Origin of the sequence: Burkholderia sp. AU27893 (genome assembly GCF_002223205.1) — a bacterium.
Taxonomy (GTDB): domain Bacteria; phylum Pseudomonadota; class Gammaproteobacteria; order Burkholderiales; family Burkholderiaceae; genus Burkholderia.
On sequence record NZ_NKFD01000002.1, the window covers coordinates 376749 to 399339 of the forward strand.

The 22591-nt window shown below is 69.3% G+C and carries 20 protein-coding genes; 8 read left to right on the forward strand and 12 right to left on the reverse strand.

Annotation, left to right across the window (positions count from 1 at the left end; all coding sequences use genetic code 11):
- Window positions 1–21 precede the first annotated feature (21 nt).
- Both xylB and CFB47_RS14885 read left to right on the forward strand, forming a co-directional pair.
- The gene (gene xylB / locus CFB47_RS14880; protein WP_089461562.1) at window positions 22–1503 is read left to right on the forward strand and encodes a xylulokinase; all 1482 of its coding nucleotides are present in this window, start codon (window positions 22–24) and stop codon (window positions 1501–1503) included.
- A gap of 132 nt (window positions 1504–1635) precedes the next feature.
- The gene (locus CFB47_RS14885; RefSeq protein WP_089440894.1) at window positions 1636–2583 is read left to right on the forward strand and encodes a sugar-binding transcriptional regulator; all 948 of its coding nucleotides are present in this window, start codon (window positions 1636–1638) and stop codon (window positions 2581–2583) included.
- A 52-nt stretch (window positions 2584–2635) separates the two neighbouring features.
- On the opposite strand, the gene CFB47_RS14890 is transcribed toward CFB47_RS14885, so the two are convergent.
- Entirely contained in the window at window positions 2636–3847 is a 1212-nt protein-coding gene (locus CFB47_RS14890; protein ID WP_089461563.1) for an MFS transporter, read from the reverse strand.
- A 163-nt stretch (window positions 3848–4010) separates the two neighbouring features.
- Between CFB47_RS14890 and CFB47_RS14895 the strand changes: the two genes are divergently transcribed.
- Window positions 4011–4895 carry a LysR family transcriptional regulator gene (locus tag CFB47_RS14895; protein ID WP_089461564.1) on the forward strand — a complete coding sequence of 295 codons (885 nt, stop codon included), beginning with the start codon at window positions 4011–4013 and terminating at the stop codon, window positions 4893–4895.
- Between the two features lie 26 nt (window positions 4896–4921).
- Here the strand turns inward: CFB47_RS14895 and CFB47_RS14900 are convergent, their stop codons facing one another.
- The 8 genes from CFB47_RS14900 to CFB47_RS14935 form a co-directional block, all read right to left on the reverse strand.
- On the reverse strand, window positions 4922–6031 hold the full coding sequence (locus CFB47_RS14900) for an ABC transporter ATP-binding protein (protein WP_089461565.1): 1110 nt from the start codon (window positions 6029–6031) through the stop codon (window positions 4922–4924).
- Between the two features lie 62 nt (window positions 6032–6093).
- Window positions 6094–6780: an HAD family phosphatase gene (locus tag CFB47_RS14905; protein WP_089461566.1), complete on the reverse strand. Its 687-nt coding sequence runs from the start codon at window positions 6778–6780 to the stop codon at window positions 6094–6096.
- Window positions 6777–7628: a carbohydrate ABC transporter permease gene (locus CFB47_RS14910; RefSeq protein ID WP_089440899.1), complete on the reverse strand. Its 852-nt coding sequence runs from the start codon at window positions 7626–7628 to the stop codon at window positions 6777–6779. The genes CFB47_RS14905 and CFB47_RS14910 overlap by 4 nt, the downstream gene beginning before the upstream one ends.
- Entirely contained in the window at window positions 7625–8578 is a 954-nt protein-coding gene (locus tag CFB47_RS14915) for a carbohydrate ABC transporter permease (RefSeq protein WP_046544533.1), read from the reverse strand. Before CFB47_RS14915 ends, CFB47_RS14910 begins: the two co-directional genes overlap by 4 nt.
- Window positions 8579–8677: 99 nt before the next feature.
- On the reverse strand, window positions 8678–10003 hold the full coding sequence (locus CFB47_RS14920; protein WP_089461567.1) for a sugar ABC transporter substrate-binding protein: 1326 nt from the start codon (window positions 10001–10003) through the stop codon (window positions 8678–8680).
- Between the two features lie 58 nt (window positions 10004–10061).
- Window positions 10062–11420, reverse strand: coding sequence for a D-tagatose-bisphosphate aldolase, class II, non-catalytic subunit (locus CFB47_RS14925; protein ID WP_089461568.1), 1359 nt, complete (start codon window positions 11418–11420; stop codon window positions 10062–10064).
- Window positions 11408–12364: a sugar kinase gene (locus tag CFB47_RS14930; protein WP_089456834.1), complete on the reverse strand. Its 957-nt coding sequence runs from the start codon at window positions 12362–12364 to the stop codon at window positions 11408–11410. The genes CFB47_RS14925 and CFB47_RS14930 overlap by 13 nt, the downstream gene beginning before the upstream one ends.
- A gap of 96 nt (window positions 12365–12460) precedes the next feature.
- Entirely contained in the window at window positions 12461–13237 is a 777-nt protein-coding gene (locus CFB47_RS14935; protein ID WP_089440904.1) for an L-iditol 2-dehydrogenase, read from the reverse strand.
- A 329-nt stretch (window positions 13238–13566) separates the two neighbouring features.
- On the opposite strand from CFB47_RS14935, the gene CFB47_RS14940 reads away from it, so the two are divergent.
- From CFB47_RS14940 to CFB47_RS14955, 4 genes are read left to right on the forward strand one after another with little or no spacing between them, the layout of a single operon-like run.
- Entirely contained in the window at window positions 13567–14028 is a 462-nt protein-coding gene (locus CFB47_RS14940) for a Fur family transcriptional regulator (RefSeq protein WP_011353040.1), read from the forward strand.
- Between the two features lie 46 nt (window positions 14029–14074).
- On the forward strand, window positions 14075–14989 hold the full coding sequence (locus CFB47_RS14945; protein WP_089461569.1) for a metal ABC transporter solute-binding protein: 915 nt from the start codon (window positions 14075–14077) through the stop codon (window positions 14987–14989).
- Window positions 14990–15004: 15 nt separating this feature from the next.
- Complete coding sequence (locus CFB47_RS14950; RefSeq protein ID WP_089426213.1) at window positions 15005–15895, forward strand: ABC transporter ATP-binding protein; 891 nt, start codon at window positions 15005–15007, stop codon at window positions 15893–15895.
- On the forward strand, window positions 15888–16670 hold the full coding sequence (locus CFB47_RS14955; RefSeq protein WP_027789245.1) for a metal ABC transporter permease: 783 nt from the start codon (window positions 15888–15890) through the stop codon (window positions 16668–16670). Before CFB47_RS14950 ends, CFB47_RS14955 begins: the two co-directional genes overlap by 8 nt.
- Before the next feature lie 122 nt (window positions 16671–16792).
- On the opposite strand, the gene fghA is transcribed toward CFB47_RS14955, so the two are convergent.
- From fghA to CFB47_RS14970, 3 genes are all read right to left on the reverse strand, one after another.
- Complete coding sequence (fghA, locus tag CFB47_RS14960) at window positions 16793–17671, reverse strand: S-formylglutathione hydrolase (RefSeq protein ID WP_089461570.1); 879 nt, start codon at window positions 17669–17671, stop codon at window positions 16793–16795.
- A 16-nt stretch (window positions 17672–17687) separates the two neighbouring features.
- On the reverse strand, window positions 17688–18794 hold the full coding sequence (locus tag CFB47_RS14965) for an S-(hydroxymethyl)glutathione dehydrogenase/class III alcohol dehydrogenase (protein WP_011353045.1): 1107 nt from the start codon (window positions 18792–18794) through the stop codon (window positions 17688–17690).
- Between the two features lie 273 nt (window positions 18795–19067).
- Window positions 19068–20519, reverse strand: a complete 1452-nt coding sequence (locus tag CFB47_RS14970; RefSeq protein ID WP_089461571.1) for a xylulokinase — start codon at window positions 20517–20519, stop codon at window positions 19068–19070.
- Window positions 20520–20958: 439 nt separating this feature from the next.
- Here CFB47_RS14970 and CFB47_RS14975 point away from each other — a divergent pair, with 439 nt between their 5' ends.
- A complete protein-coding gene (locus tag CFB47_RS14975; RefSeq protein ID WP_174972934.1) occupies window positions 20959–22335 on the forward strand; it encodes a nucleobase:cation symporter-2 family protein in 1377 nt (458 codons plus the stop codon).
- The last annotated feature ends 256 nt before the right edge of the window (window positions 22336–22591 follow it).

A 22591-nucleotide genomic window follows, 5' to 3' on the forward strand; every position in this document is an offset into this window, starting at 1 on the left:
CACTGACGGAACGGATCGCTCATGTATCTCGGCATCGACCTCGGCACCTCGGAAGTGAAGGTGCTGCTGCTCGCCCCGGACGGCACGGTCGTCGGCACCGCCGGCTCGCCGTTCACCGTGTCGCGGCCGCATCCGCGCTGGGCCGAACAGCATCCGGACGACTGGTGGCAAGGCACGCTCGCCGCGCTCGCGGCGCTGCGCGAACGGCACCGCGACGCGTTCGCGGCCGTGCGCGGCATCGGTCTGTCGGGCCAGATGCACGGCGCCGTGCTGCTCGGCCGCGACGATCGCGTGCTGCGCCCCGCGATCCTGTGGAACGACATGCGCAGCGCCGACGAATGCGCGCTGCTCACCGAACGCGCGCCCGATCTCCATGCACTGGCCGGCAATCTCGCGATGCCGGGCTTCACCGCGCCGAAACTGCTGTGGGTCGCGAAGCACGAACCCGACGTGTTCGCGGCGACCGCCTGCGTGCTGATGCCGAAGGACTACCTGCGGTTCCGGCTGACCGGCGCGAAGGTGTCCGATCCGTCGGACGCCGCCGGCACGCTGTGGCTCGACGTCGCGCGCCGCGACTGGTCCGATGCGCTGCTCGCCGCGTGCGGGATGACGCGTGACCAGATGCCCCGCGTCGTCGAAGGCAACGCGCCGTCCGGCACGCTGCGCGCCGATATCGCACGCGAACTCGGGCTGTCGGAAGCCGTCGTGGTGGCCGGCGGCGGCGGCGACAACGCGACGAGCGCGCTCGGCATCGGCGCGATCCACGCGGGCGACGGCTTCGTGTCGCTCGGCACGTCCGGCGTGCTGAGCGTGGTCGGCGATCGCTTCATGCCGAACCCCGCGTCGGCCGTGCATGCGTTCTGCCATGCGATTCCCGATCGCTGGCAATTGATGAGCGTCGTGCTGTCGGCCGCGAGCTGCCTGCGCTGGGTCTGCAAGCTGACCGGCACCGACGAGCCCGCGCTGCTCGCGGAAATCGAAACACTCGACGCCGACGCACTCGCGACGGCCCCGCTGTTCCTGCCCTACCTGTCCGGCGAGCGCACGCCGCACAACGACCCGTACGCGCAAGGCGTGTTCTTCGGAATGACGCATGCGACCGAACGCGCGCACCTCGGCTATGCGGTGCTCGAAGGCGTGACGCTCGGCCTCGCCGACGGTCTCGACGCGCTGCATGCGGCCGGCGTCGAAACCGACCAGCTGTCGCTGATCGGCGGCGGCGCGCGCAGCGCGTTCTGGGCGCAGCTGATCGCCGACGCGCTGAACGTGCGCACGCGCCAGCACGGCGGCGGCGAAACCGGCGCGGCGCTCGGCGCGGCACGGCTCGGCTGGCTGGCCGTCGGCGGCGATCCGCATGCGGTGCTGACCAAGCCGCCGGTGCGCGCCGAATACACGCCCGATGCCGCCCGCCATGCGCTGCTGCGCGAACGCCTCGAGGCGTTCCGCGCGCTGTACCGTCACGTGCAACCGCTGTACGAACCGTCGCGCGCACGGCTCGCATAAGCGCCGCACGCCGCGCGTGGCGGCCGTCGGCCGCGTGCGCGACATGCGGTACAGTGGATGCCGCCATGCGGCCCACAGGCCCGCGGGGCGGCCCGCCGGGCGGCCCCCCCAGATCCGAACCGAATCGCTATCGTGTCCAAGTCCTCAGAAAAACTCGATCTCGCCACGCGTGCCGCGTGGCTCTACTACGTCGCGGGCGACACGCAGAACGAAATCGCGGAAAAGCTGCAGGTGTCGCGCCCGGTCGCGCAGCGTCTCGTGGCGTTCGCGGTCGAGAAGAACCTGATCCGCGTGCGCGTCGACCACCAGCTCGCCGACTGTCTCGATCTCGGCGCGCAGCTGTCGAAACGCTACGGCCTCGCGATGTGCGAAGTCGTGCCCGTCGATGCCGATGCACCCGACGCGATCGACCGCAAGCTCGCGGTCGCCGGCGCGCAGGTGATGGAGCGCTACCTGAACGAAACGCGGCCGATGGTGATCGCGGTCAGCAGCGGCCGGACGCTGAAGGCCGCGGTCGCGCAGATCGCGCAGATCGACCGCCCGCAGCACCGGCTCGTGTCGATGGTCGGCGCGATCGCCGCCGACGGCTCGTCGAACCGCTACGACGTCGCGCAGTACATCTCCGAAAAAACCGGCAGCAAGCACTTCCTGCTGCCCGCGCCGCTGTTCGCCGACAGCGACGCCGAGCGCGCGCAGTGGTGCAACCACCGGCTATACCGGATCGTCGAGGCACTGTCGGGCAAGGCCGATGTCGCGTTCGTCGGGATCGGCAACATCGGCCCGCACTGCCCGCTCTACGAAGACGGCTTCATCACCGAACAGGAGCGCGACGAGATGACCGCGCTCGGCGCGGTCGCCGAGCTGCTCGGCGTGCCGATCGACGCGCAAGGCACGCAGATCGCCGTATCGACGAGCGCGCGCGTGACGAGCGTCGCGCTCGCGACGCCGCCGAAGCGCCCGACGATCGCGTTCGCCGGCGGCCCGAAGAAACGCGACGCGGTGATCGCCGCCTTGCGCGGCGGCTGGCTGTCGGGGCTCGTCACCGACGAAACCTGCGCACGCGCCGCGCTCGACGCGTAAGCGGCCTGACGCGGAAGCCGCGCACGGCGCACCGCGCGCGGCCGTCGAATGCTCAGGCCGCGTGCGGCGCCGGAAACGCATGCCGGCGCGCACGCCACGCGCCGACCCACGCGGCCGCCAGCAGCACGACGAGCACCCACGGAATCGCACCGGCGCCCGTCGCACCGAGCAGCATCCCGCCCGCGATGCCGCCGCCCGCGATCGCGAGGTTCCACACCGTCACGAGCATCGACTGCGCGACGTCGGCCGCCTCCCCCGCCGCGTTCGCGGCGGCGGTCTGGAACAGCGTGGGCGCACCGCCGAACGCGAGCCCCCACAGCGCGACGCCCGCATAGACGATCGCCATGCCGGAGCCGGCGCCGAGCATCGCCGCGGCGATCGCGAACAGCGCGATGCTGGCGAGCGTCAGCCGGCGCTGCGCGGCGCCGATCCACGCGCCCGTCAGCGCGATGCCGACCAGCGACGCGATGCCGAACACGAACAGCACCACGTCGACCTGCGCGCCCATCCGCACGCCTGCGAGGAACGGCGCGACATACGTGTACAGCATGTTGTGCGCAAGCACGTACGCGAACATCACGGTCAGCACCGGCCGCACGCCGGGCAGCGTCATCACGCCGAGCACCGGCTCGCGTGCGCCGGCCTGCTGGCCCGGATAGTCGGGCACGCGTAGGCGGATCCAGCCGATCAACACGAGCGCCGCGACCGTGATCCCCGCGAACGCGATGCGCCAGCCGAACATCGCACCGAGCGCGGTACCGGCCGGAATGCCGATCGACATCGCCGTCGGTATGCCGAGCATCGCAACCGCGATCGCGCGGCCGCGCAGCGACGGGTCGACCAGCCGGCTCGCGTAGCCGGCCAGCAGCGCCCACAGCAGCCCGGCCGACATCCCGGCGACGAAGCGCGCGGCCAGCGTGAGCGCGTAGTACGGCGACGCGGCAGTCAGCGCATTCGATACGACGAAGCCGGCCAGCGCAGCAAGCAGCAGCAGACGCCGGCGCACCGCCCGCGTCGCGGCGACGAGCGGAATCGCCGCGACGATCGAGCCGAGCGCGTAGACGGTCACCAGTTGGCCGATCAGCGCCTCGGTCACGCGCAGGTCGGCGCTCATCAGCGGCAGCAGGCCGGCCGGCAGCGCTTCGGTGAGGATCGTGATGAAGCCGGCCGTCGCGAGCGCCAGCAGGTTCGCGACCGGCAGGCGCTGCGCCGCCTGCAGCGGCTGGCCGGCAACCCGGCCGTCCATCGACGGGCAGTCGCTCATGACGCGCTCCCGGCATCGATGCGACGGGCGGTGACAGGCAGGAATGACATGGCGTGACCTCGAACGATGAAGGAACGCCCATCGTAGGGAGCCGGCGCCGGAAGAAAAACCGGGGTAGAGTTCCGGACAATCCGGACGCCAGTGTCCGCAATCGGGAACTCGCATGGAAAATCTCGGCGGCTTTGTCGTGTTCGTCCAGGTCGCGGAAACGCGCAGCTTCGTCGCGGCCGGCCGCGCGCTCGGGTTATCGGCGTCGGCGATCGGCAAGCGCATCGCGCGGCTCGAGGCGCGCCTGAACGTGCGACTCTTTCACCGCAGCACGCGCAGCATTACGCTGACGGCCGAAGGCGCGCGCTTTCTCGAACGGTGCCGGCGCGTGATCGCGGAGATCGACGCGGCCGAGCAGGAACTGACGCACAGCGCCGAAGCGCCGCGCGGGCGCTTGCGCGTGAGCCTGCCGGCGATCGGCACACTGCTGCTGCCGGTGCTCGCCGATTTCATGGCCGCGTATCCGGAGATCGAGCTCGACATCGATTTCAGCGACCGGCTCGTCGACGTGGTCGACGAAGGGTTCGACGCGGTGCTGCGCACCGGCCAGCCGTCGGATTCGCGGCTGTCGTCGCGGCTGCTCGGCCATTTCCGCCAGCACCTCGTCGCGTCGCCCGACTATCTCGAACGGCACGGCGCGCCACCCACACCGGCCGATCTCGCGCGGCACCGCTGCCTGCACTACCGCTTTCCCAGCAGCGGCCGGCTCGAGATCTGGCCGTTGCGCGCATCGCGCGCCGGCACGCCGCCGGAGGTGCCCGTCTCGATGGTCAGCAACAATGCGGAAACACGGCTGTGCTTCGCGCTGCGCGGGCTCGGCATCGCCTGCCTGCCGGAGTTTTTCGTCCACGACGCGCTGGCCGACGGCACGCTGCGCACGGTGCTCGACGAACACGTCGAGAGCCGCACGCCGTTCTACGTGCTGTGGCCGTCAGGCCGCCACCCGACGCCGAAGCTGCGCGCGTTCGTCGACTACGTGGCCGAGCACCTGCGCCTCTGAGCACCGCAGGCGCACGTGCCGACGCGTCACGCCGCCTTCGCGTGCACGCTCAGCCGGCGGAACGCCTGCCCGTTTTCGTCGAACAGATGGCAGTGCTCGGCCTGCGCATGCACGCGCAGCGCCTCGCCGGTGCGGTACGTGTCGAGCGGTGGAATCCGCGCGATCAACCCGTCCGGCGCGACCGTTGACTCCGCATACAGATACGCGGCGTCACCGAGCGACTCGACGGCCATCGTCCGCGCGGCGACGCCCGCCGCCGCCGCATCGACCAGCAGATGCTCGGGCCGCACGCCGACCGTCACCGCCGCACCACGCTGCAAGCCCGCCGCGTCGACCGCGACGCGCTGCGTCTCGCCGCTGTCGAAACGCACGAGCACGCCGCCCGCGTCGACCGCTTCGACGGTGCCCTTCAGGAAGTTCATCTTCGGCGAGCCGATGAAGCCCGCGACGAACTGGTTCGCCGGCGCGTGGTACAGCTCGTTCGGCGTCCCGACCTGCTGCACCGCGCCGCCCGACAGCACGACGATCTTGTCGGCGAGCGTCATCGCCTCGACCTGGTCGTGCGTCACGTAGATCATCGTCGTCTTCAGCTCGTCGTGCAGCCGCGCGAACTCCAGCCGCATCTTCACGCGCAGCGCCGCGTCGAGGTTCGACAGCGGCTCGTCGAACAGGAACACCTTCGGCTTGCGCGTGATCGCGCGGCCGATCGCGACGCGCTGCCGCTGGCCGCCCGACAGCTGCTTCGGCTTGCGGTCGAGCAGGTGGTCGATGTGCAGGATCTTCGCGGCCTGCTTCACGGCCTGGTCGATCTCCGGCTTCTTCGCGCCCGCGAGCTTCAGGCCGAACGCCATGTTGTCGTACAGCGTCATGTGCGGGTACAGCGCATACGACTGGAACACCATCGCGATGCCGCGCTTCGCGCTCGGCACGTCGTTGACCTTCGCGCCGTCGATCACCAGGTCGCCGCTCGAAATATCCTCGAGGCCGGCGATCATCCGCATCAGCGTGGATTTGCCGCAGCCGCTCGGGCCGACGAACACGACGAATTCGCCGTCGGCGATGTCGAGGTTCACGTTGCGCAGCACTTCGGTGTCGTCGTAGCGCTTCGCGATGTTGCGCAGGAGCACGCTTGCCATGATCTGTCTCCGTTCGTTCGTGATGCGCCGCGTCGAACGCGGCGCGCAATCATTCGGGGTGGCTAGTTCGGCAGCACCGCGCCGGTCGCCTGCCAGCGCGCGACGTAGCCGGGCAGTTCGTGCATGTCGTCGAACACATGCCGCGCGCCGATGCCGCGCAGCGCGTCGATCTGCGCGGCCGACGCATGCCCGCCGCCGACGAAGCCGAGCACGGTCATGCCGGCCGCGGCGGCCGCGGTGATGCCGGTCACGCTGTCTTCGACCACGAGGCACTGGGCCGGCGCGACGCCGAGCGTGCGCGCCGCCGCGAGATATACGTCGGGCGCCGGCTTCGGCCGCGCGACGGCGTCCGCGCAGAACAGCCGGTCGCCGAAGAAGCGCGCGAGGCCCGTGCGGGCGAGCGCCGCCTCGACGTATGCGCGGTAGCTGTTGCTCGCGCAGGCCGTCGTCAGCTCGATCGCGGCCAGCGCCGCATCGATGCCGTCGACCATCGGCGCCTTGACGGCCGCCGCCTCGACCGCCGCGCGGATCTCGGCGACGTCGTCGTTCGACAGCGTGCGGCCGAGCGCGTCGCTCGCGCCGGCCAGCACGCGCTCGATGCGCAGCCCGAGCAGCGGCATCACGGCCGGCCGGGAATCCGCGCCCGGCCAGCGGGCATCGAGTTCGCGCACGAGCACGTCGGCCGCCACCGCCTCGCTGTCGATCAGCACGCCGTCGCAATCGCAGATCAGGACGTTCGTCGCGGTCATTTGACGGCTCCGAACGTGAGCCCGCGCACGAGCTGCTTCTGCGACAGCCAGCCGACGATCAGGATCGGCGCGACCGCGAGCAGCGACGCCGCGGACAGCTTCGCCCAGAACAGCCCCTCGGGGCTCGAGTACGACGCGATGAACACGGTCAGCGGCGCCGCGTTCGAGCTCGACAGGTTGATGCTCCAGAACGCCTCGTTCCACGACAGGATCACGAGCAGCAGCGCAGTGGACGCGAGCCCCGGCAGCGCCATCGGCATCAGCAGGTAGACGATCTCCTGCCACGTCGACGCGCCGTCGATCCGCCCGGCCTCGAGGATGTCCTTCGGGATCTCGTTGAAGTACGTGAAGGTCATCCACACCGCGATCGGCAGGTTGATCAGCGTGTAGACGATCACGAGGCCCGACACGGTATCGAGCAGCCCCGCGTTCTTCCACAGCAGGTAGATCGGCACGAGCACGCCGACCGACGGCATCATCTTCGTCGACAGCATCCACAGCAGCACCTTCTGCGTGCGATGGTTCGGGAAGAACGCCATCGCGTACGCGGCCGGCACCGCGAACAGCAGCGAGATCACCGTGACGCCCGCCGAGATCAGCACCGAGTTCCACGCGAACGCGAAGTAGTTGCTGCGCGCGAACACCTCGCGGAAGCTGTCGAGCGTCGGGATGAAGAACAGCGACGACGCATACGCCTGCTGCTCGGTCTTGAACGCCGTGATCGCCATCCAGAAGATCGGGAAGAACAGCAGCAGCGCGATCAGCCACGCGAGCGTGCCGGGCAGCGCGCGCCGCACGAGGTCGAACACGGCCGGCACGCGCCGGCCTTCGAAGGTCAGGTCGCTCATTTCTCGTACTCTCCCTTCAGGTTGCGCGCGAGCATCCGCACGAGGAAGAACGACACGACGTTCGCGACCACCACGGCGATGATGCCGCCCGCGGACGCGAGGCCGACGTCGAACTGCTGCAGGCCGAGCGCGTAGATCAGGTACGACAGGTTGGTCGTCGCGTTGCCGGGGCCGCCGCCCGTCGTCGTGTAGATCTCCGCGAAGATCGACAGCAGGAAGATCGTCTCCATCATCACGACCACGGCGATCGCGCGCTTCAGGTGCGGCAGCGTGATGTAGAAGAACATCGCGATCGGGCCGGCGCCGTCGATCCGTGCCGCTTCCTTCTGCTCCTGGTCGAGCGACTGGATCGCGGTGAACAGGATCAGGAACGCGAACGGCAGCCACTGCCACGCGACGATGATGATCACGGCGGTAAGCGGGTAATCGGCGAACCAGTCGATCGGCGTCATCCCGAGCGCGCGCATCGCGTTCGCGACGAGCCCGTACACCGGGTGCAGGATCATGTTCTTCCAGATCAGCGCGGACACCGTCGGCATCACGAAGAACGGCGCGATCGCGAGCAGGCGTGCGACGCCCTGCCCGTAGAACTTGCGGTCGAACAGCACCGACATCAGCACGCCGCCGATCACCGTGATCGCGAGCACCGCGCCGATCAGCACGAGCGTGTGCCAGATCGCGGGCAGGAACGACGGATCGGTCGCGAGGAAGCGGTAGTTGTCGAGCCCGGCAAAGCCCTTCACGTCCGGGTTCAGCAGGTTGTAGCGCGAGAACGAATACCAGATCGTCATCGCGAGCGGAATCGACATCCACAGCAGCAGCACCGCGACGGACGGCGAGACGAGCCAGCTCGCACCGCCGCGCGCGCGGCGCGGCGCGCCGGGCGGCGACGACGCGTCGCCGACCGACGGCGCGTGGGCGTGGCTCAGGGGAAGACGCAGGTGACGCATGATCGGAGTCCCTCCGGTTGATGCGCGGGCGCGAAGGCCTGCCCGCCTGTCAGCTTCGACGACGCGCACCGTGCGCCACCGCGCACGGTGCGGGCCGCGTTACTTCTTGTAGCCGGCCTGCAGCACCGCGCGGTCGGCGGCGGCCTGCCCGGCAGCGAGCGCCTGGTCGACCGTCATCTGGCCGGCCACCGCACCCGCGATCGACTGACCGACCACCGTGCCGAACGACTGGAATTCAGGAATCCCGACGTACTGCACGCCCGTGTACGGCACCTTCTTCAGCGACGGATCGTTCGGGTCGGCCGTCTCGATCGCCTTCAGCACGAAGTCCGAGAACGGCGCCGCGGCCTTGTACTCGGCGCGCTGATAGGTCGACGTGCGCGTGCCCGGCGGCACCGACGCCCAGCCTTCGTCCTTGCCGACCATCTCGATGTACTGCTTCGACGTCGCCCACGCGATGAACTTGCGCGCGGCGTCCTGCTGCTTCGACGTCTTCGGCACGGCCAGCGCCCACGCCCACAGCCAGTGCGAACCCTTCGGCGTGGCGGCGACCGGCGCGGCCGCGAAGCCGATCTTGTCGGCCACCTGCGACTGCTGCTTGTTATAGAGCATGCCGGCCGCGACCGTCGCATCGATCCACATCGCGCACTTGCCCGATGCGGTCAGCGTCAGGTTCTCGTTGAAGCCGTTCGAGCTGGCTCCCGGCGGGCCGTTCTTCTTCAGCAGGTTCACGTAGAAATTGATCGCCTTCTTCCATTCCGGCGACGTCAGCTGCGCGTTCCAGTTCTCGTCGAACCAGCGCCCGCCGTACGTGTTCACGACCGTCGACACGTACGCCATGTTCTCGCCCCACCCCGCCTTGCCGCGCAGGCAGATCCCGTAGGTGCCCTTCGCCTTGTCGGTGAGCTTGTCCGCGAATTCGGCGATCTGGTCGTAGGTCGGCTGGTCGGGCATCTTCAGCCCCTTCGCCGCGAACAGGTCCTTGCGGTAGAACGTCATCGAGCTCTCGACGTAGAACGGCAGCGCGTACAGCTGACCGTTGTACGACAGGCTGTCGCGCGCGGTCTTCACGATGTCGTTCAGGTCGTAGTCGGCGGGCAGGCCCGTCATCGGCGCGAGCCAGCCGCGCTTGCCCCACTGCGGCGTCTCGTAGGTACCGATCGCCATCACGTCGAACTGGCCGCTGCCGGTCGTGATGTCGGTCGTCGCGCGCTGGCGCAGCACGTTCTCCTCGAGGATCACCCAGTTCAGCTTGATGTCCGGGTTCGCCTTCTCGAAGGCCGGCGACAGCTTCTTCAGCTCGATCATGTCGGGATTGTTCAGCGTCGCGATCGTCAGCGTGCCGGCGGACGCGGCGCAGGCCGCCGTCGCGAGCGCGGCTCCGGCGAAGCAGCGTGCGGCGGCGTCGAGCATCTTTCGTTGCATGGCATGTCTCCTGTGTTTGTTCGAAGTGTCGTCGGTACTGCGTTTCCTTCGCGGCCCGTCACGCGGGCCGCTGCATTCCGCACGCGCGCGCATAGTGCGCGATCACGTCGCGTATCCGGTGGCGCACCCACGCACGCGGCTCTTTCGCGAGGCCGCCCGCGCGGCAGGCCGCGTACACGGCCGGCAACCACTGCGCGACGAGCGTTTCCGGCACCGGCTGCCGCGCGAGGTTGTCGAACAGTTGCTCGACCGCCGCCGCGACGGCCGGCTGCAGCCAGTAGTAGCGGATCCGGTCGCTGTAGCTGAACTGGCGCGCGAGCCGCTGCTCGGTTTCGTCGCCGCGGTAGTACGGTGCCCAGTGCTCGGGCTGCGCGCGCATCGCGGCGTCGACCACGTCGCGCAACCGCGAGCGCTGCGCGACGTCGTCGATCAATGCGTCCTCGATGAAGGTCAGCGCGAACAGCGCCTCGCGCAGCGCGAACGTCAGCGCGGGGCCGACCTTCAGCACCGCGAAGTGGTCGCGCACGAGCGCGGCGAGTGCCCCCTCGGTCTGGTAGTCGGTCGAATGCGCTTCGAACACGAGGCCCGGTGTCTGCAGGATACTCGCGCCAAGCGACGCCGCCTTGGCGCTGTCGTAGTCGAGCACGTGGCGATCGTCGAAGTCGACACCCGGCTGCGCGACGATCGCGACGACGCGCGTCCACGCATCGTCGAGCCCGGCCGCCGCGAACGCGTGGCGGTGCGCGTCGAGCGTCGCCGCGATGCTGTCGCTGCGCGTGACCGCGATCTGCGCGATCGCGGCGTCGCCATCGTCGCCGCTGCCGCTGACTTCGCCGCCCGGCGTCGGCACCTCGGTGCCGATCACGTAGACGGGCGCGATGCCGGCGCGCGCCGCCGCGTCTTCCGCCGCGCGGCATAGCTCGGCCGCGCGCGCGGCGATCGTGTGATCGTCAAGCCGCGCCGGATCGTCCGCGCACGCCATGCTCGCATCGAGGTGGATCTTTTCGAAGCCGGCTTCGACGTACGCGGCGACCATCGCACAGGCTTCGCGCATCGCGTCGGCCGCGCGGCGATGCCGCCACGGGTTCGGGCCGAGATGGTCGCCGCCGAGCACGAGCGCCGACGGCGGCAGCCCGCAACGCTGCGCGATCGCGTCGACGTCGCGGCGGAAATCGGCGGGCGTCATGCCCGTATAGCCGCCGAGATGGTTGACCTGGTTGCAGGTCGCCTCGATCAGCAGCGGCGAACCGTCCGCGCGCGCCGCTTCGCACGCGGCCTCCAGCACGAGCCGGTGCGCGCTGCAGATCGCGTAGATGCCGCGCTGCGCGTCCGCGCGGTTCGCGTCGAAGATCATCCGCAGCACAGCGTCCGCGTGCGCGGTGCGCGAACGTTCGGCGAAGGTCGTCAGGCCGGACATGCGATACCTCGTTCGGTCAGGAAACGGTCGATTTCGGCCGCGCTGCTGTTGCCGTCCATCGGGCCGCGCCGCGTGACCGCGATCGCCCCGGCCGCGTTCGCGCGACGCAGCGCAACGTCGATCGGCACGCCGGCGACGAGGCTCGCGACCAGCGTGCCGCCGAAGCAGTCGCCGGCGCCGGTCGGATCGACTTCGTCGACCTGGAACGCCGGCGCTTGCGCACGGTGCGCGCGATCGAACGCGACGCTGCCTTGCGCGCCGCGTTTCAGCACGACGCGCTCGAGCAGCGGATGGGTCGCGAGCAGGCCCGCGATCGCGCGCTCGGCCGGCTGCGGCCCGCAGAAGAACGGCAGGTCGGCTTCGCTCGGCAGGAACAGGTGGCACGCGGCGAGCATCTCGTCGAGCGCCGCGCGCATCGGGCGAAAGCTCAGCATTTCGGGCCGCACGTTCGGATCGAACGACACCTTGGCGCCGGCGCGCGCGGCCTCGATCACGCCGCGCTGCACGGCCGCGATCGCCGATTCGCTCGTCAGCGACGAACCCATCACGTGGAAGTAGCGGCAGCCGTCGAACATCGCGGTATCGACATCGGACGCATCGACGCACGCGGCCGCACTGGTGGACAGCGTGAACACGAAGCTGCGCGAACCATCGTCGCGATACGCGACGAACGCGGTGCCGGTCGGGCGCGCGACGCGGCGGATGCGCGCGACGTCGACACCGTCGCGTTCGAGCCGCGCGACGATCGCGTCGCCGAATGCGTCGCGACCGACGCAGCCCGCATACGCGACGCTCGCGCCGAGCCGCGCGGCCTGGTCGGCGAAGATCGCCGGCGCGCCGCTCGGGAATGGCCCCTCGAACAGGCCCGGCGTATCGAAACCCTGGCCGCGCTCGGCGGCGACGAATTCGGCGAGCAGTTCGCCGGCCACGACGATCTCGGCCATCAGCCTAACCCTCCTCGTTCGACGGCGGCCGCGACGTTCGGGGCGGCCGCCTCATCGCAGGCCGGCCGGCGGGTGGCGCGTGCGAGCGGCATCACGTCAGCTCATCCAGTTGCCGCCGTCGACGTTCAGCGTCTGGGCGGTGATGTAATCGGCGTCGGACGACGCGAGGAACAGCGCGGCGCCCGTCAGGTCGCCCGGCACGCCCATGCGGCCGAGCGGCACGGCTTCGCCGACCAGCCGCTTCTTCTCGCCGAGCGGCCGGTTCTCGTAGCGCGCGAACAGCGCATCGACCTGCTCCCACATCGGCGTGTCGACCACGCCCGGCGCGATGCCGTTCACGTTGATCCGGTGCGGCGCGAGCGCGAGCGCGGCCGACTGCGTGTAGCTGATCACCGCGGCCTTGGTCGCGCAGTAGTGCGAAACGAGCGCCTCGCCACGACGCCCGGCCTGCGACGACATGTTGATGATCTTGCCGCCACGGCCCTGCTCCACCATCCGCTGCGCGACGGCCTGCATCAGGAAGAAGAGCCCTTTCACGTTGACCGAGAACAGCCGGTCGAACACGTCCCACGATTCGTCGAGGATCGGCCGCATGTCGAACAGCGCGGCGTTGTTGAACAGGATGTCGACGCCGCCGAAGCGCTCGACCGTCGTGGTGACGATCCGCTCGATGTCGTCGCGGCGCGTGACGTCCGCGGTGACGGCCACCGCACGGCCGGGGTTCGCCTCGATGAGCCGCGCGAGCGAGCCGCCTGCCGGCTTCAGGTCGACGAGCACGCAGCGTGCGCCCTCGTCCAGATAGCGTTGCGCGACCGCCTCGCCGATGCCGCTTGCGGCGCCCGTCAGGATCGCGACCTTGTCTTCCAGTCTCACTGGCTGTCTCCGGTTCGTTCTGCTTGTCGACGGTTGCGAGGTGAGCGAACGCTCGCCAACCGATCAATTGCTCTGCTGGTGATCGAATGATCGGATACGCGATTCGCGCTGTCAAGGCAACGTGACGGCTTTCTATGACGCGCTGCGGCACAACGGCGCAGCGTGGCGGCCCTCCGCGCACGCCCGGCAAGGCGTAGCGCCCACGGTGCGGCGCAGCCGGATCGGTGATGAAGGGGACGGAGCGAGGACGGAAGCGGGATTTCGCGCTGCACGGCGCGGCGATACGTTATATCATCGCCGTACTTTGTTTCATCGCGCTGCTTCACGCCATGGCTACCTCATCGTCCATTGACGCCCGGCTGTCCCGGGCCGACGCATTCGCCGCCGAGCACGGGCTCGCGTGGACGCCGCTGCGCCGCCAGGTCTACGAACGCGTGCTGGCCGCGCAGCGCCCGATCGGCGCGTACGACCTGCTCGCCGAGCTCGAGCCGCAGCGCGGCCGCGTGCCGCCCACGACCGTCTACCGCGCACTGGATTTCCTCGTCGAGCACGGCTTCATCCACCGGATCGAATCGAAGAACGCGTTCTTCGCGTGCTGCGAGATCGGCGTGCCGCACGAAGGCCAGTTCCTGATCTGCGACTCGTGCGGCGATACCGTCGAGATCCCCGGCGGCGACCTCGCGAAGCAGTTGTCCGCGAGCGAGCCCGCGCACGGTTTCGAAGTCCACCACCAGGTCGTCGAGCTGAGCGGCCTGTGCGGGCACTGCAAGCACAAGCCCGTGCAACGCTGACGCGTTTCGTGCGGCGCACGCGCCGCCCCTTCCAACGAGGAGTCCCATGTCCAATGCCCTGAAGCGCACGCCGCGGCGTGCCTTGTCGCCTGTCCGCTGGCTCGCCGCCGCTGTCGCGGCCCTGTCGCTCGCGGCGCCCGGGTTCGCGCAGGCCGCGACCGTCAACGTCGTGGCCGCCGAGAATTTCTACGGCGACGTCGCGTCGCAAATCGGCGGCAGCCATGTCGCGGTGACCAGCATCCTCAGCAATCCGGACCAGGATCCGCACCTGTTCGAAGCGAGCCCGAAGACCGCCCGCGCGCTCCAGCACGCGCAGGTCGTGATCTACAACGGCGCCAACTACGATCCGTGGATGAGCAAGCTGCTCGGCGCGTCGAAGCAGGCGAAGCGCGCGACGATCGTCGTTGCCGACCTGGTCGGCAAGAAGGCCGGTGACAACCCGCACCTGTGGTACGACCCGGCGACGATGCCGGCCGCCGCGCGCGCGATCGCGGCCGAGCTCGGCCGCGCCGACCCCGCGAACAAGGCCGAATACGACGCGAACCTGCAGAAGTTCGTCGCGTCGCTGAAGCCCGTCGACGACAAGGTCGCCGCGCTACGCGCGCAGTACAAGGGCGTACCGGTCACGGCCACCGAGCCCGTGTTCGGCTACATGTCCGACGCGATCGGCCTCGACATGCGCAACCAGCGCTTCCAGCTCGCGACGATGAACGACACCGAGGCGAGCGCACAGGACGTCGCCGCATTCGAGAACGACCTGCGCAAGAAGCAGGTGCGCGTGCTGATCTACAACAGCCAGGCCGAAGAACCGATGACCAAGCGCATGCTGAAGATCGCGCGCGACGGCGGCGTGCCGACCGTCAGCGTCACCGAGACGCAGCCGGCCGGCAAGACCTTCCAGCAATGGATGGCCGGCCAGCTCGATGCGCTCTCGACCGCGCTGGCCGCCGGCAAGAAATAAACACTCCGTAACGAAATGACCGTCACTCCTCACGCACTCGCCGTCGATCGCGTCACGCTCGAACTGGGCGGACGCACGATCCTGCGCGACGTCAGCTTCTCGATCGAACCCGGCGAATTCGTCGGCGTACTCGGGCCGAACGGCGCGGGCAAGACGACGCTGATGCGCGCGGTGCTCGGCCTCGTGCCCGTGTCGGCCGGCACGCTGTCCGTCGGCGGTGTGCCGGTCGTGCGCGGCAACGCGTCGATCGGCTACATGCCGCAGATCAGGAGCGGCCTCGCGAACCGCCGGATGCGCGGCTACGACTTCGTCGCGATGGCCGCCGACGGCCACCGCTGGGGGCTGCCGCACACGAACGCGGCGACGCGCCGCGACGTCGACCGCGTGCTCGACCTCGTCGGCGGCCCGACGCTCGCGCGCCGGCCGCTGTCGGAACTGTCCGGCGGCGAGCGGCAGCGCCTGCTGCTCGCGCAGTGCCTGCTCGGCAACCCAAAGCTGCTGCTGCTCGACGAGCCGCTGATCAGCCTCGACCCGAACCACCAGCGCGGCGTCGTCGAACTCGTGCGCAACGTGCAGCGCGAGCTCGGCATCACCGTGCTGTTCTCCGCGCACGAACTGAATCCGCTGCTGAACGCGCTCGACCGCGTGCTGTATCTCGGCAACGGCGTTGCCGCGCTCGGCACCGTCGACGAGGTGATCACGAAGCCGGTGCTGTCGCGGCTCTACGGTTCGCCGATCGACGTGATGCGCGTGAACGGCAAGATCTTCGTGATGTCGGGCGACGTCGAGATCGAGAAGCACGATCACGAACACGAGGACGACGACGGTCACTCGCACGGCGGTGGCGGCGGCCACGGCCATCACCACCACGGACACGCTCATCCCGGGCATTCGCACGATGTTTGAATACGACTTCATGATCAACGCCTTCGCGGCGTCGGGGATCGTCGCGGTGCTCGCGGGCATCGTCGGCTACTTCCTGGTGCTGCGCGGGCAGACCTTCGCCGGCCATGCGCTGTCGCACGTCGGCTTCACCGGCGCGACGGGCGCGGTGCTGCTCGGCATCTCGCCGATCTGGGGGATGGTCGGCTTCACGCTCGCGGCCGGCATCGGGATGGGCGCGCTCGGCGAGAAGCTCGCGGGCCGCGACGTCGCGATCGGCGTGATCCTGTCCGGCGCGCTCGGCTTCGGCCTGCTGTTCCTGCATTTCTATACGTCGTTCGCGACGCAGGTCACCGCGCTGCTGTTCGGCAACGTACTCGCGGTGAGCCACGACACGCTCGCGGTGCTCGCCGGCATCGGCGCGGTGAGCCTGCTCGCGCTCGCGCTGATCGCACGGCCGCTGCTGTTCGCGTCGCTGCAGCCTGAACTGGCCGAAGCCAAGGGCGTGTCGCTGCGCACGGTGTCGATGCTGTTCCTCGCGGTGTGCGCGCTCGCGGTGGCCGCGGCGACGCAGATCGTCGGCGTGCTGCTGGTGTTCACGCTGCTGGTCGGGCCGGCCGCCGCCGCGCAGAACGTGACGACGCGGCTGTCGACCGGCGTGCTGCTCGCCGCGCTGTTCGCGTTGTTCGAAGCGTGGCTCGGCATCGTGCTCGCGTATCACACCGACTGGCCGACGAGCTTCTGGATCACCGCGCTGTCGGCGCTCGTGTACGGCGCGAGCCTGTTGCGGCGCCACTGAGCGTCCCGCGGCAGATCACCATCTCGAGGTAGGTAATAAAAAACGCCGGCGTGCCCGAGGGTAGCGCCGGCGTTTTTTTATGCGCCCGCGATCACGCGGTGCGGCGTGTGCCGCCGTGTGCGCTAGCGGCTTCCGTTCCCGCTCATCGCGCGAGCACGCGCGAGCACGCGCGCGTGATGCGCGATGTGATCGGCGATGAACGTCGAGATGAAGTAGTACCCGTGGTCGTAGCCCGGATGGCGGCGCAGCGTCAGCGGCTGGCCGGCCTTCGCGCACGCGGCTTCGAACACGTCGGGGTTCAGCTGGTTCGCGAGGAACTGATCGGCGAGGCCCTGATCGACGAGGATGCCGTCCGCGAACTTCGGCGCATCGGCGCGCGCGACGAGTTCGCTCGCGTCGTGCGCCTTCCATGCGTCACGATCGGCGCCCAGATAACCCGAGAACGCCTTCTCGCCCCACGGGCAGCGCGTCGGCGCTGCGATCGGCGCGAATGCCGACACCGACCGGAACAGGCCCGGATGGCGCAACGCGAGCGTCAGCGCACCGTGCCCGCCCATCGAGTGGCCGAAGATCCCCAACCGCGCGCCGTCGATCGGCAGCTCGGCCGCGACGAGCTCGCGCAGCTCGCCCGTCACGTACGACTCCATCCGGTAATGCGCGGACCACGGCGCCTCGGTCGCATCGACGTAGAAGCCCGCGCCGACGCCGAAGTCCCACGCATCGGTCTCGCCCGGCACGCCCGCGCCGCGCGGGCTCGTATCGGGCATCACGAGCGCGAGGCCGTGCTGCGCCGCGTATTGCTGCGCGCCGGCCTTGATCGCGAACGTCTCGTCGGTGCACGTGAGCCCCGCGAGATAGAACAGCGCCGGCACGCGGCCGTGCGCGGCCTGCGGCGGCAGGTACACCGAGAACTTCATCGGCAGGCCGATGGCCGCCGAATCGTGACGGTAGAAACGCTGCTCGCCGCCGTGGCACGCATGCGAGGAAACGAGTTCGAGCATCGCGGTGCGCTCCCGGTCAGTACAGCACGACCGAGCGGATCGACTCGCCGGCCTTCATCAGGTCGAAGCCCTCGTTGATCCGCTCGAGCGGCAGCGTGTGCGTGATGAGGTCGTCGATGTTGATCTTGCCTTCCATGTACCAGTCGACGATCTTCGGCACGTCGGTGCGGCCGCGCGCGCCGCCGAACGCCGAACCCTTCCACTCGCGGCCCGTCACGAGCTGGAACGGACGCGTGCTGATTTCCTCGCCCGCTGCCGCCACGCCGATGATGAACGACTGGCCCCAGCCCTTGTGCGTGCACTCCAGCGCCTGGCGCATCAGCTTCACGTTGCCCACGCACTCGAACGAGTAGTCGGCGCCGCCATCGGTCAGCTGCACGATGTGGTCGACCACGTTCTCGACTTCGTTCGGGTTGATGAAGTGCGTCATCCCGAACTTCTTCGCGAGTTCGACGCGCTTCGGGTTGATGTCGACGCCGATGATCTTGTCCGCGCCGACCATCTTCGCGCCCTGGATCACGTTCAGGCCGATGCCGCCGAGGCCGAACACGACGACGTTCGCGCCCGCCTCGACCTTCGCCGAGTACACGACCGCGCCGACGCCCGTCGTCACGCCGCAGCCGATGTAGCAGATCTTGTCGAACGGCGCGTCCTCGCGCACCTTCGCCACCGCGATTTCCGGCACGACGATGTAGTTCGAGAACGTGGACGTGCCCATGTAGTGGAACAGCGGCTTGCCGTCGAGCGAGAAGCGCGACGTCGCGTCGGGCATCAGCCCCTTGCCCTGCGTCGCGCGGATCTTCTGGCACAGGTTGGTCTTGCGCGACAGGCAGAACTTGCACTCGCGGCATTCCGGCGTGTAGAGCGGAATCACGTGGTCGCCCTTGCGCAGGGTGCCGACGCCGGGGCCGACGTCGACCACGACGCCCGCACCTTCATGGCCGAGGATCGCCGGGAAGATCCCTTCCGGATCGGCGCCCGACAGCGTGTAGTAGTCGGTGTGACAGATGCCCGTCGCCTTCACCTCGATCAGCACTTCGCCGGCGCGCGGCCCTTCCAGATCGACTTCCTCGATCGTCAGCGGCGCGCCCGCCTTCCATGCAATCGCTGCTTTCGTCTTCATCGTGTGACTCCTGTCTGTGTGTGAGGTCGGCCCGGGTCGGCGCGTCAGCGCTCATGTCGGCCGGCGCGGGTGCACGAGCACCGACGCCGGTTCCATGCTTCACCGGGTTCCAGGCAAAGCGGTCGAAGCCGTGCCGCGCGGCATCGCGCACGGCACGGCGAAAGAATCTCGTGCTCGCCATGATGGCCGGTCCCGCCGCGCATCGCGTGCGGGAAACGGTCGCCGGCTTGCCACGATGCGTCATCGCTGGCGCAAAAGAACAAGTGTTCGAGTTTAAACGCCCGTCGTGAACCATGCATCCGTTCGCGCATACAGATCGACGAAGCGTGCGTGGCGCGCGGCCAGCGCGCGATCGTCGCGCGGCGCGGCAACCGGCGACGCGGCCGGCGCCAGCGCGTGCAGCGCATCCTCCCGCCAGTGCCCGATCGCGACGCCCGCGAGCAGCGCGGCGCCGCGCGTCGCGGCGTTCGGGCAGTCGATCGCGTGGAGCGACGCGCCGAGCGCATCGGCCAGCAGCTGGCGCCAGCGCGGATCGACCGAGCCGCCGCCCGCGAGACGCAGCGTCGCGACCGGATCGCCGCGCTCGGCATCGCGAATCGCATCGAGCCCGGCGCGCAACGCGAACGCGACACCTTCGAACGCGGCGCGCATCATCGCGCCGCGCGTGTCGCCGAGCCCGAGGCCGAGCCAGCCGCCGCGCGCGTCGGGGTTCATCCACGGCGAACGCTCGCCCGTCAGGTACGGCAGGAAGCACAGGCGTTCCGACGCCGCATGGGCGAACGCGTCGTCATACGCATCGGCCCACTGCGCGTAGCCGAGCCAGCCGCGCACGGCTTCGAGCGCGAGCCCGACGTTCTGCATCGCCGCCATCGTGTAATAGCCGCCGCCGGCCGCCGCGCGATAGCGATGCAGCCCGCGTCGCGCGGGCGGCAGCGCATCCGCGAGCACGACGATCTGGCCGCCGCTGCCGGTCGTCAGCAGCGCGTCGCCCGCGGCGGCGAGCCCGCTGCCGAGCACCGCGCATGCGGTGTCGGCCGCGCCCGTCGCCAGCGGCACGCCGGCCGGCAGGCCAAGCGCTGCGGCCGCCTGCGCGCCGAGCGCGCCGCAGCGCGCCGTCGATGGAAGCACCGGTGCGAACCGGTCGGCCGGCAAGCCGAGCGCGTCGATCATCGCGAGATCCCACTCACCGTCGGGCGTCGCGAGCGCGGTCGCGCACGCGTCGCTCGGATCGGCGGCGACGTCGCCGCCCAGCGCGATGCGCAACCAGTCCTTCGGCTGCACGGCCCAGCGCGCGGTGCGGAGCGCTTCGGGCTCATGCGTGGCCAGCCAGCGCAACAGCGGGCCGGCCATGCCCGGTGCAACGGGGTTGGGTGCGACGGCCAAGCCGTCCGTGTGCCAATCGCCCGCCTCCGCTTCGCGCACCGCGCGTGTGTCGGGCCACAGCAGCGCGGGCAGCACCGGCTGCCCGGCCGCGTCGATCAGCACGACACCGTGCATCTGCCCCGAGAATCCGATCGCCGCCACCTGCGCGCGCTCGTCGGCCGGCAGCCGCGCGGCCGCGCGCACAAGCGCCTGCCACCACGTATCGGGCGCGATCTCCGCCCAGCCGGGCTGCGGCGACGACAGCGCATAAGGTTCGCTCGCGACCGACCGCTCGACGCCGTCGGCATCGAGCGTGACGAGTTTGACGGAGCCGGTGCCGAGGTCGATTCCGAGCAGGCGCATGACGTGAGGGCGAATTCGAATGAACGGATGTCGATGATAACGGGATCGTGATGCGCGCCCCGTTTTTTGCCGCTACCGCGGCAGGCCGAAAACGCGGCCGCCGGCCGGGTTCCACCCGGCTGCACCTTGCGGGCAAAAGCAGCCGTTCGCGGGTTAACCCGGCACGATTTTTCCCAGGCACTTTTTGCCACTATGCCGGCCGCCCGATACACACCATAAAGCGGCCTATATTTGACACGGGGGCCAGCGCTATTTTGAAGGGCTATAAAACCGGGGAACCTCACTCCTGCGGCTGTTTCCCGATGATCGACACCCTGTTCCATGCCGAAATGGCATATCGAACCAGCAAAGAACGGAATAGAACCCAGCACTCTTGTTGCATGGATTCATTCCGAATAATTTCGTATCACCCCGAAAACAAGATCATGGAGTGAGACAGATGCAATCGAACACGGTCCATCCGTGCGATGAGGTGCTGCCGACCGGCAAGCTGGTAACGCTTGGCCTGCAGCACGTCCTCGTCATGTACGCCGGCGCTGTCGCCGTGCCGCTTATCGTCGGCGCCGCGCTCAAGCTGCCGAAAGACCAGATCGCGTTCCTGATCAGCGCCGATCTGTTTTCGTGCGGCATCGCCACGCTGATCCAGACGCTCGGCCTGTGGATCTTCGGGATCCGCCTGCCCGTCATCATGGGCTGCACGTTCGCGGCAGTCGGCCCGATGATCGCGATCGGCACCAACCCCGGCCTCGGCATCCTCGACATCTTCGGCTCGACCATCGCGGCCGGCATCATCGGCATCGTGCTCGCGCCGATGATCGGCAAGCTGTTGCGGTTCTTCCCGCCCGTCGTCGTCGGCACCGTGATCGCGGTGATCGGGCTGTCGCTGATGGAAGTGGGCATCAACTGGGCGGCCGGCGGCGTCGGCAACCCCGAATACGGCAGCCCCGTCTATCTCGGCCTGTCGCTGCTCGTGCTCACGCTGATCCTGCTGATCAACAAGTACGGCCGCGGCTTCGTCGCGAACATCTCGGTGCTGCTCGGCATCGTCGCCGGCTTCGCGATCGCCTTCGCGATCGGCCGCGTGAATACCGACGGCGTCGCGCACGCACCGTGGGTCGGCTTCGTGATGCCGTTCCACTTCGGCCTGCCGCACTTCGACCCGCTGTCGATCGTGACGATGGTCACGGTGATGTTCGTCACGTTCATCGAATCGACCGGCATGTTCCTCGCGGTCGGCGACATGGTCGATCGTCCGGTCAACCAGGAGCGCCTCGTGCGCGGCCTGCGCGTCGACGGCCTCGGCACGCTGATCGGCGGCATCTTCAACTCGTTCCCGCATACGTCGTTCTCGCAGAACGTCGGCCTGATCGGCGTGACGGGCGTGAAGAGCCGTTTCGTGTGCGCCACCGGCGGCGTGATCCTCGTGCTGCTCGGCCTGTTCCCGAAGATGGCGCAGGTCGTCGCCTCGGTGCCGCCGTTCGTGCTCGGCGGTGCGGGCATCGTGATGTTCGGGATGGTGGCGGCGAACGGCATCAAGGTGCTGTCGAAGGTCGACTTCGTGAACAACACGCACAACCTGTTCATCGTCGCCGTGAGCGTCGGCATGGGGCTCGTGCCGGTCGTGTCGCCGCACTTCTTCTCGAAGCTGCCGCCCGCGCTCGCGCCGATCCTGCACAGCGGCATCCTGCTGGCATCGGCGACGGCCGTGATCCTGAACATCGTGTTCAACGGCGTGAAAGGCGAGAAGGACGCACGCTGCGACATCCGTCGCGCCGGACACGACTTCGACGGCCGCCCCGCCGACGTGCATCACTGATCGCCACGCGCCGGACGACGGCGCGGAGAAGCGGTAAGCGGTAACGAAAAACGCCACGGCATGCCGTGGCGTTTTGTTTTGCGGGAGCGGGAAGCTGCGCGATGATCGGTCGGACAGTCGGGCGTTCGGACAGGCGGACAACTGGACGGTCGAACGGCGGAACAGCCGGTCATGGCGCGTGAAAGCGGGTCGCCCGCGGGCGCGGCGCGATGATGCCGGTTGGCCAAGCAGGATGGCTGGTCCGGCGCAATAAGCG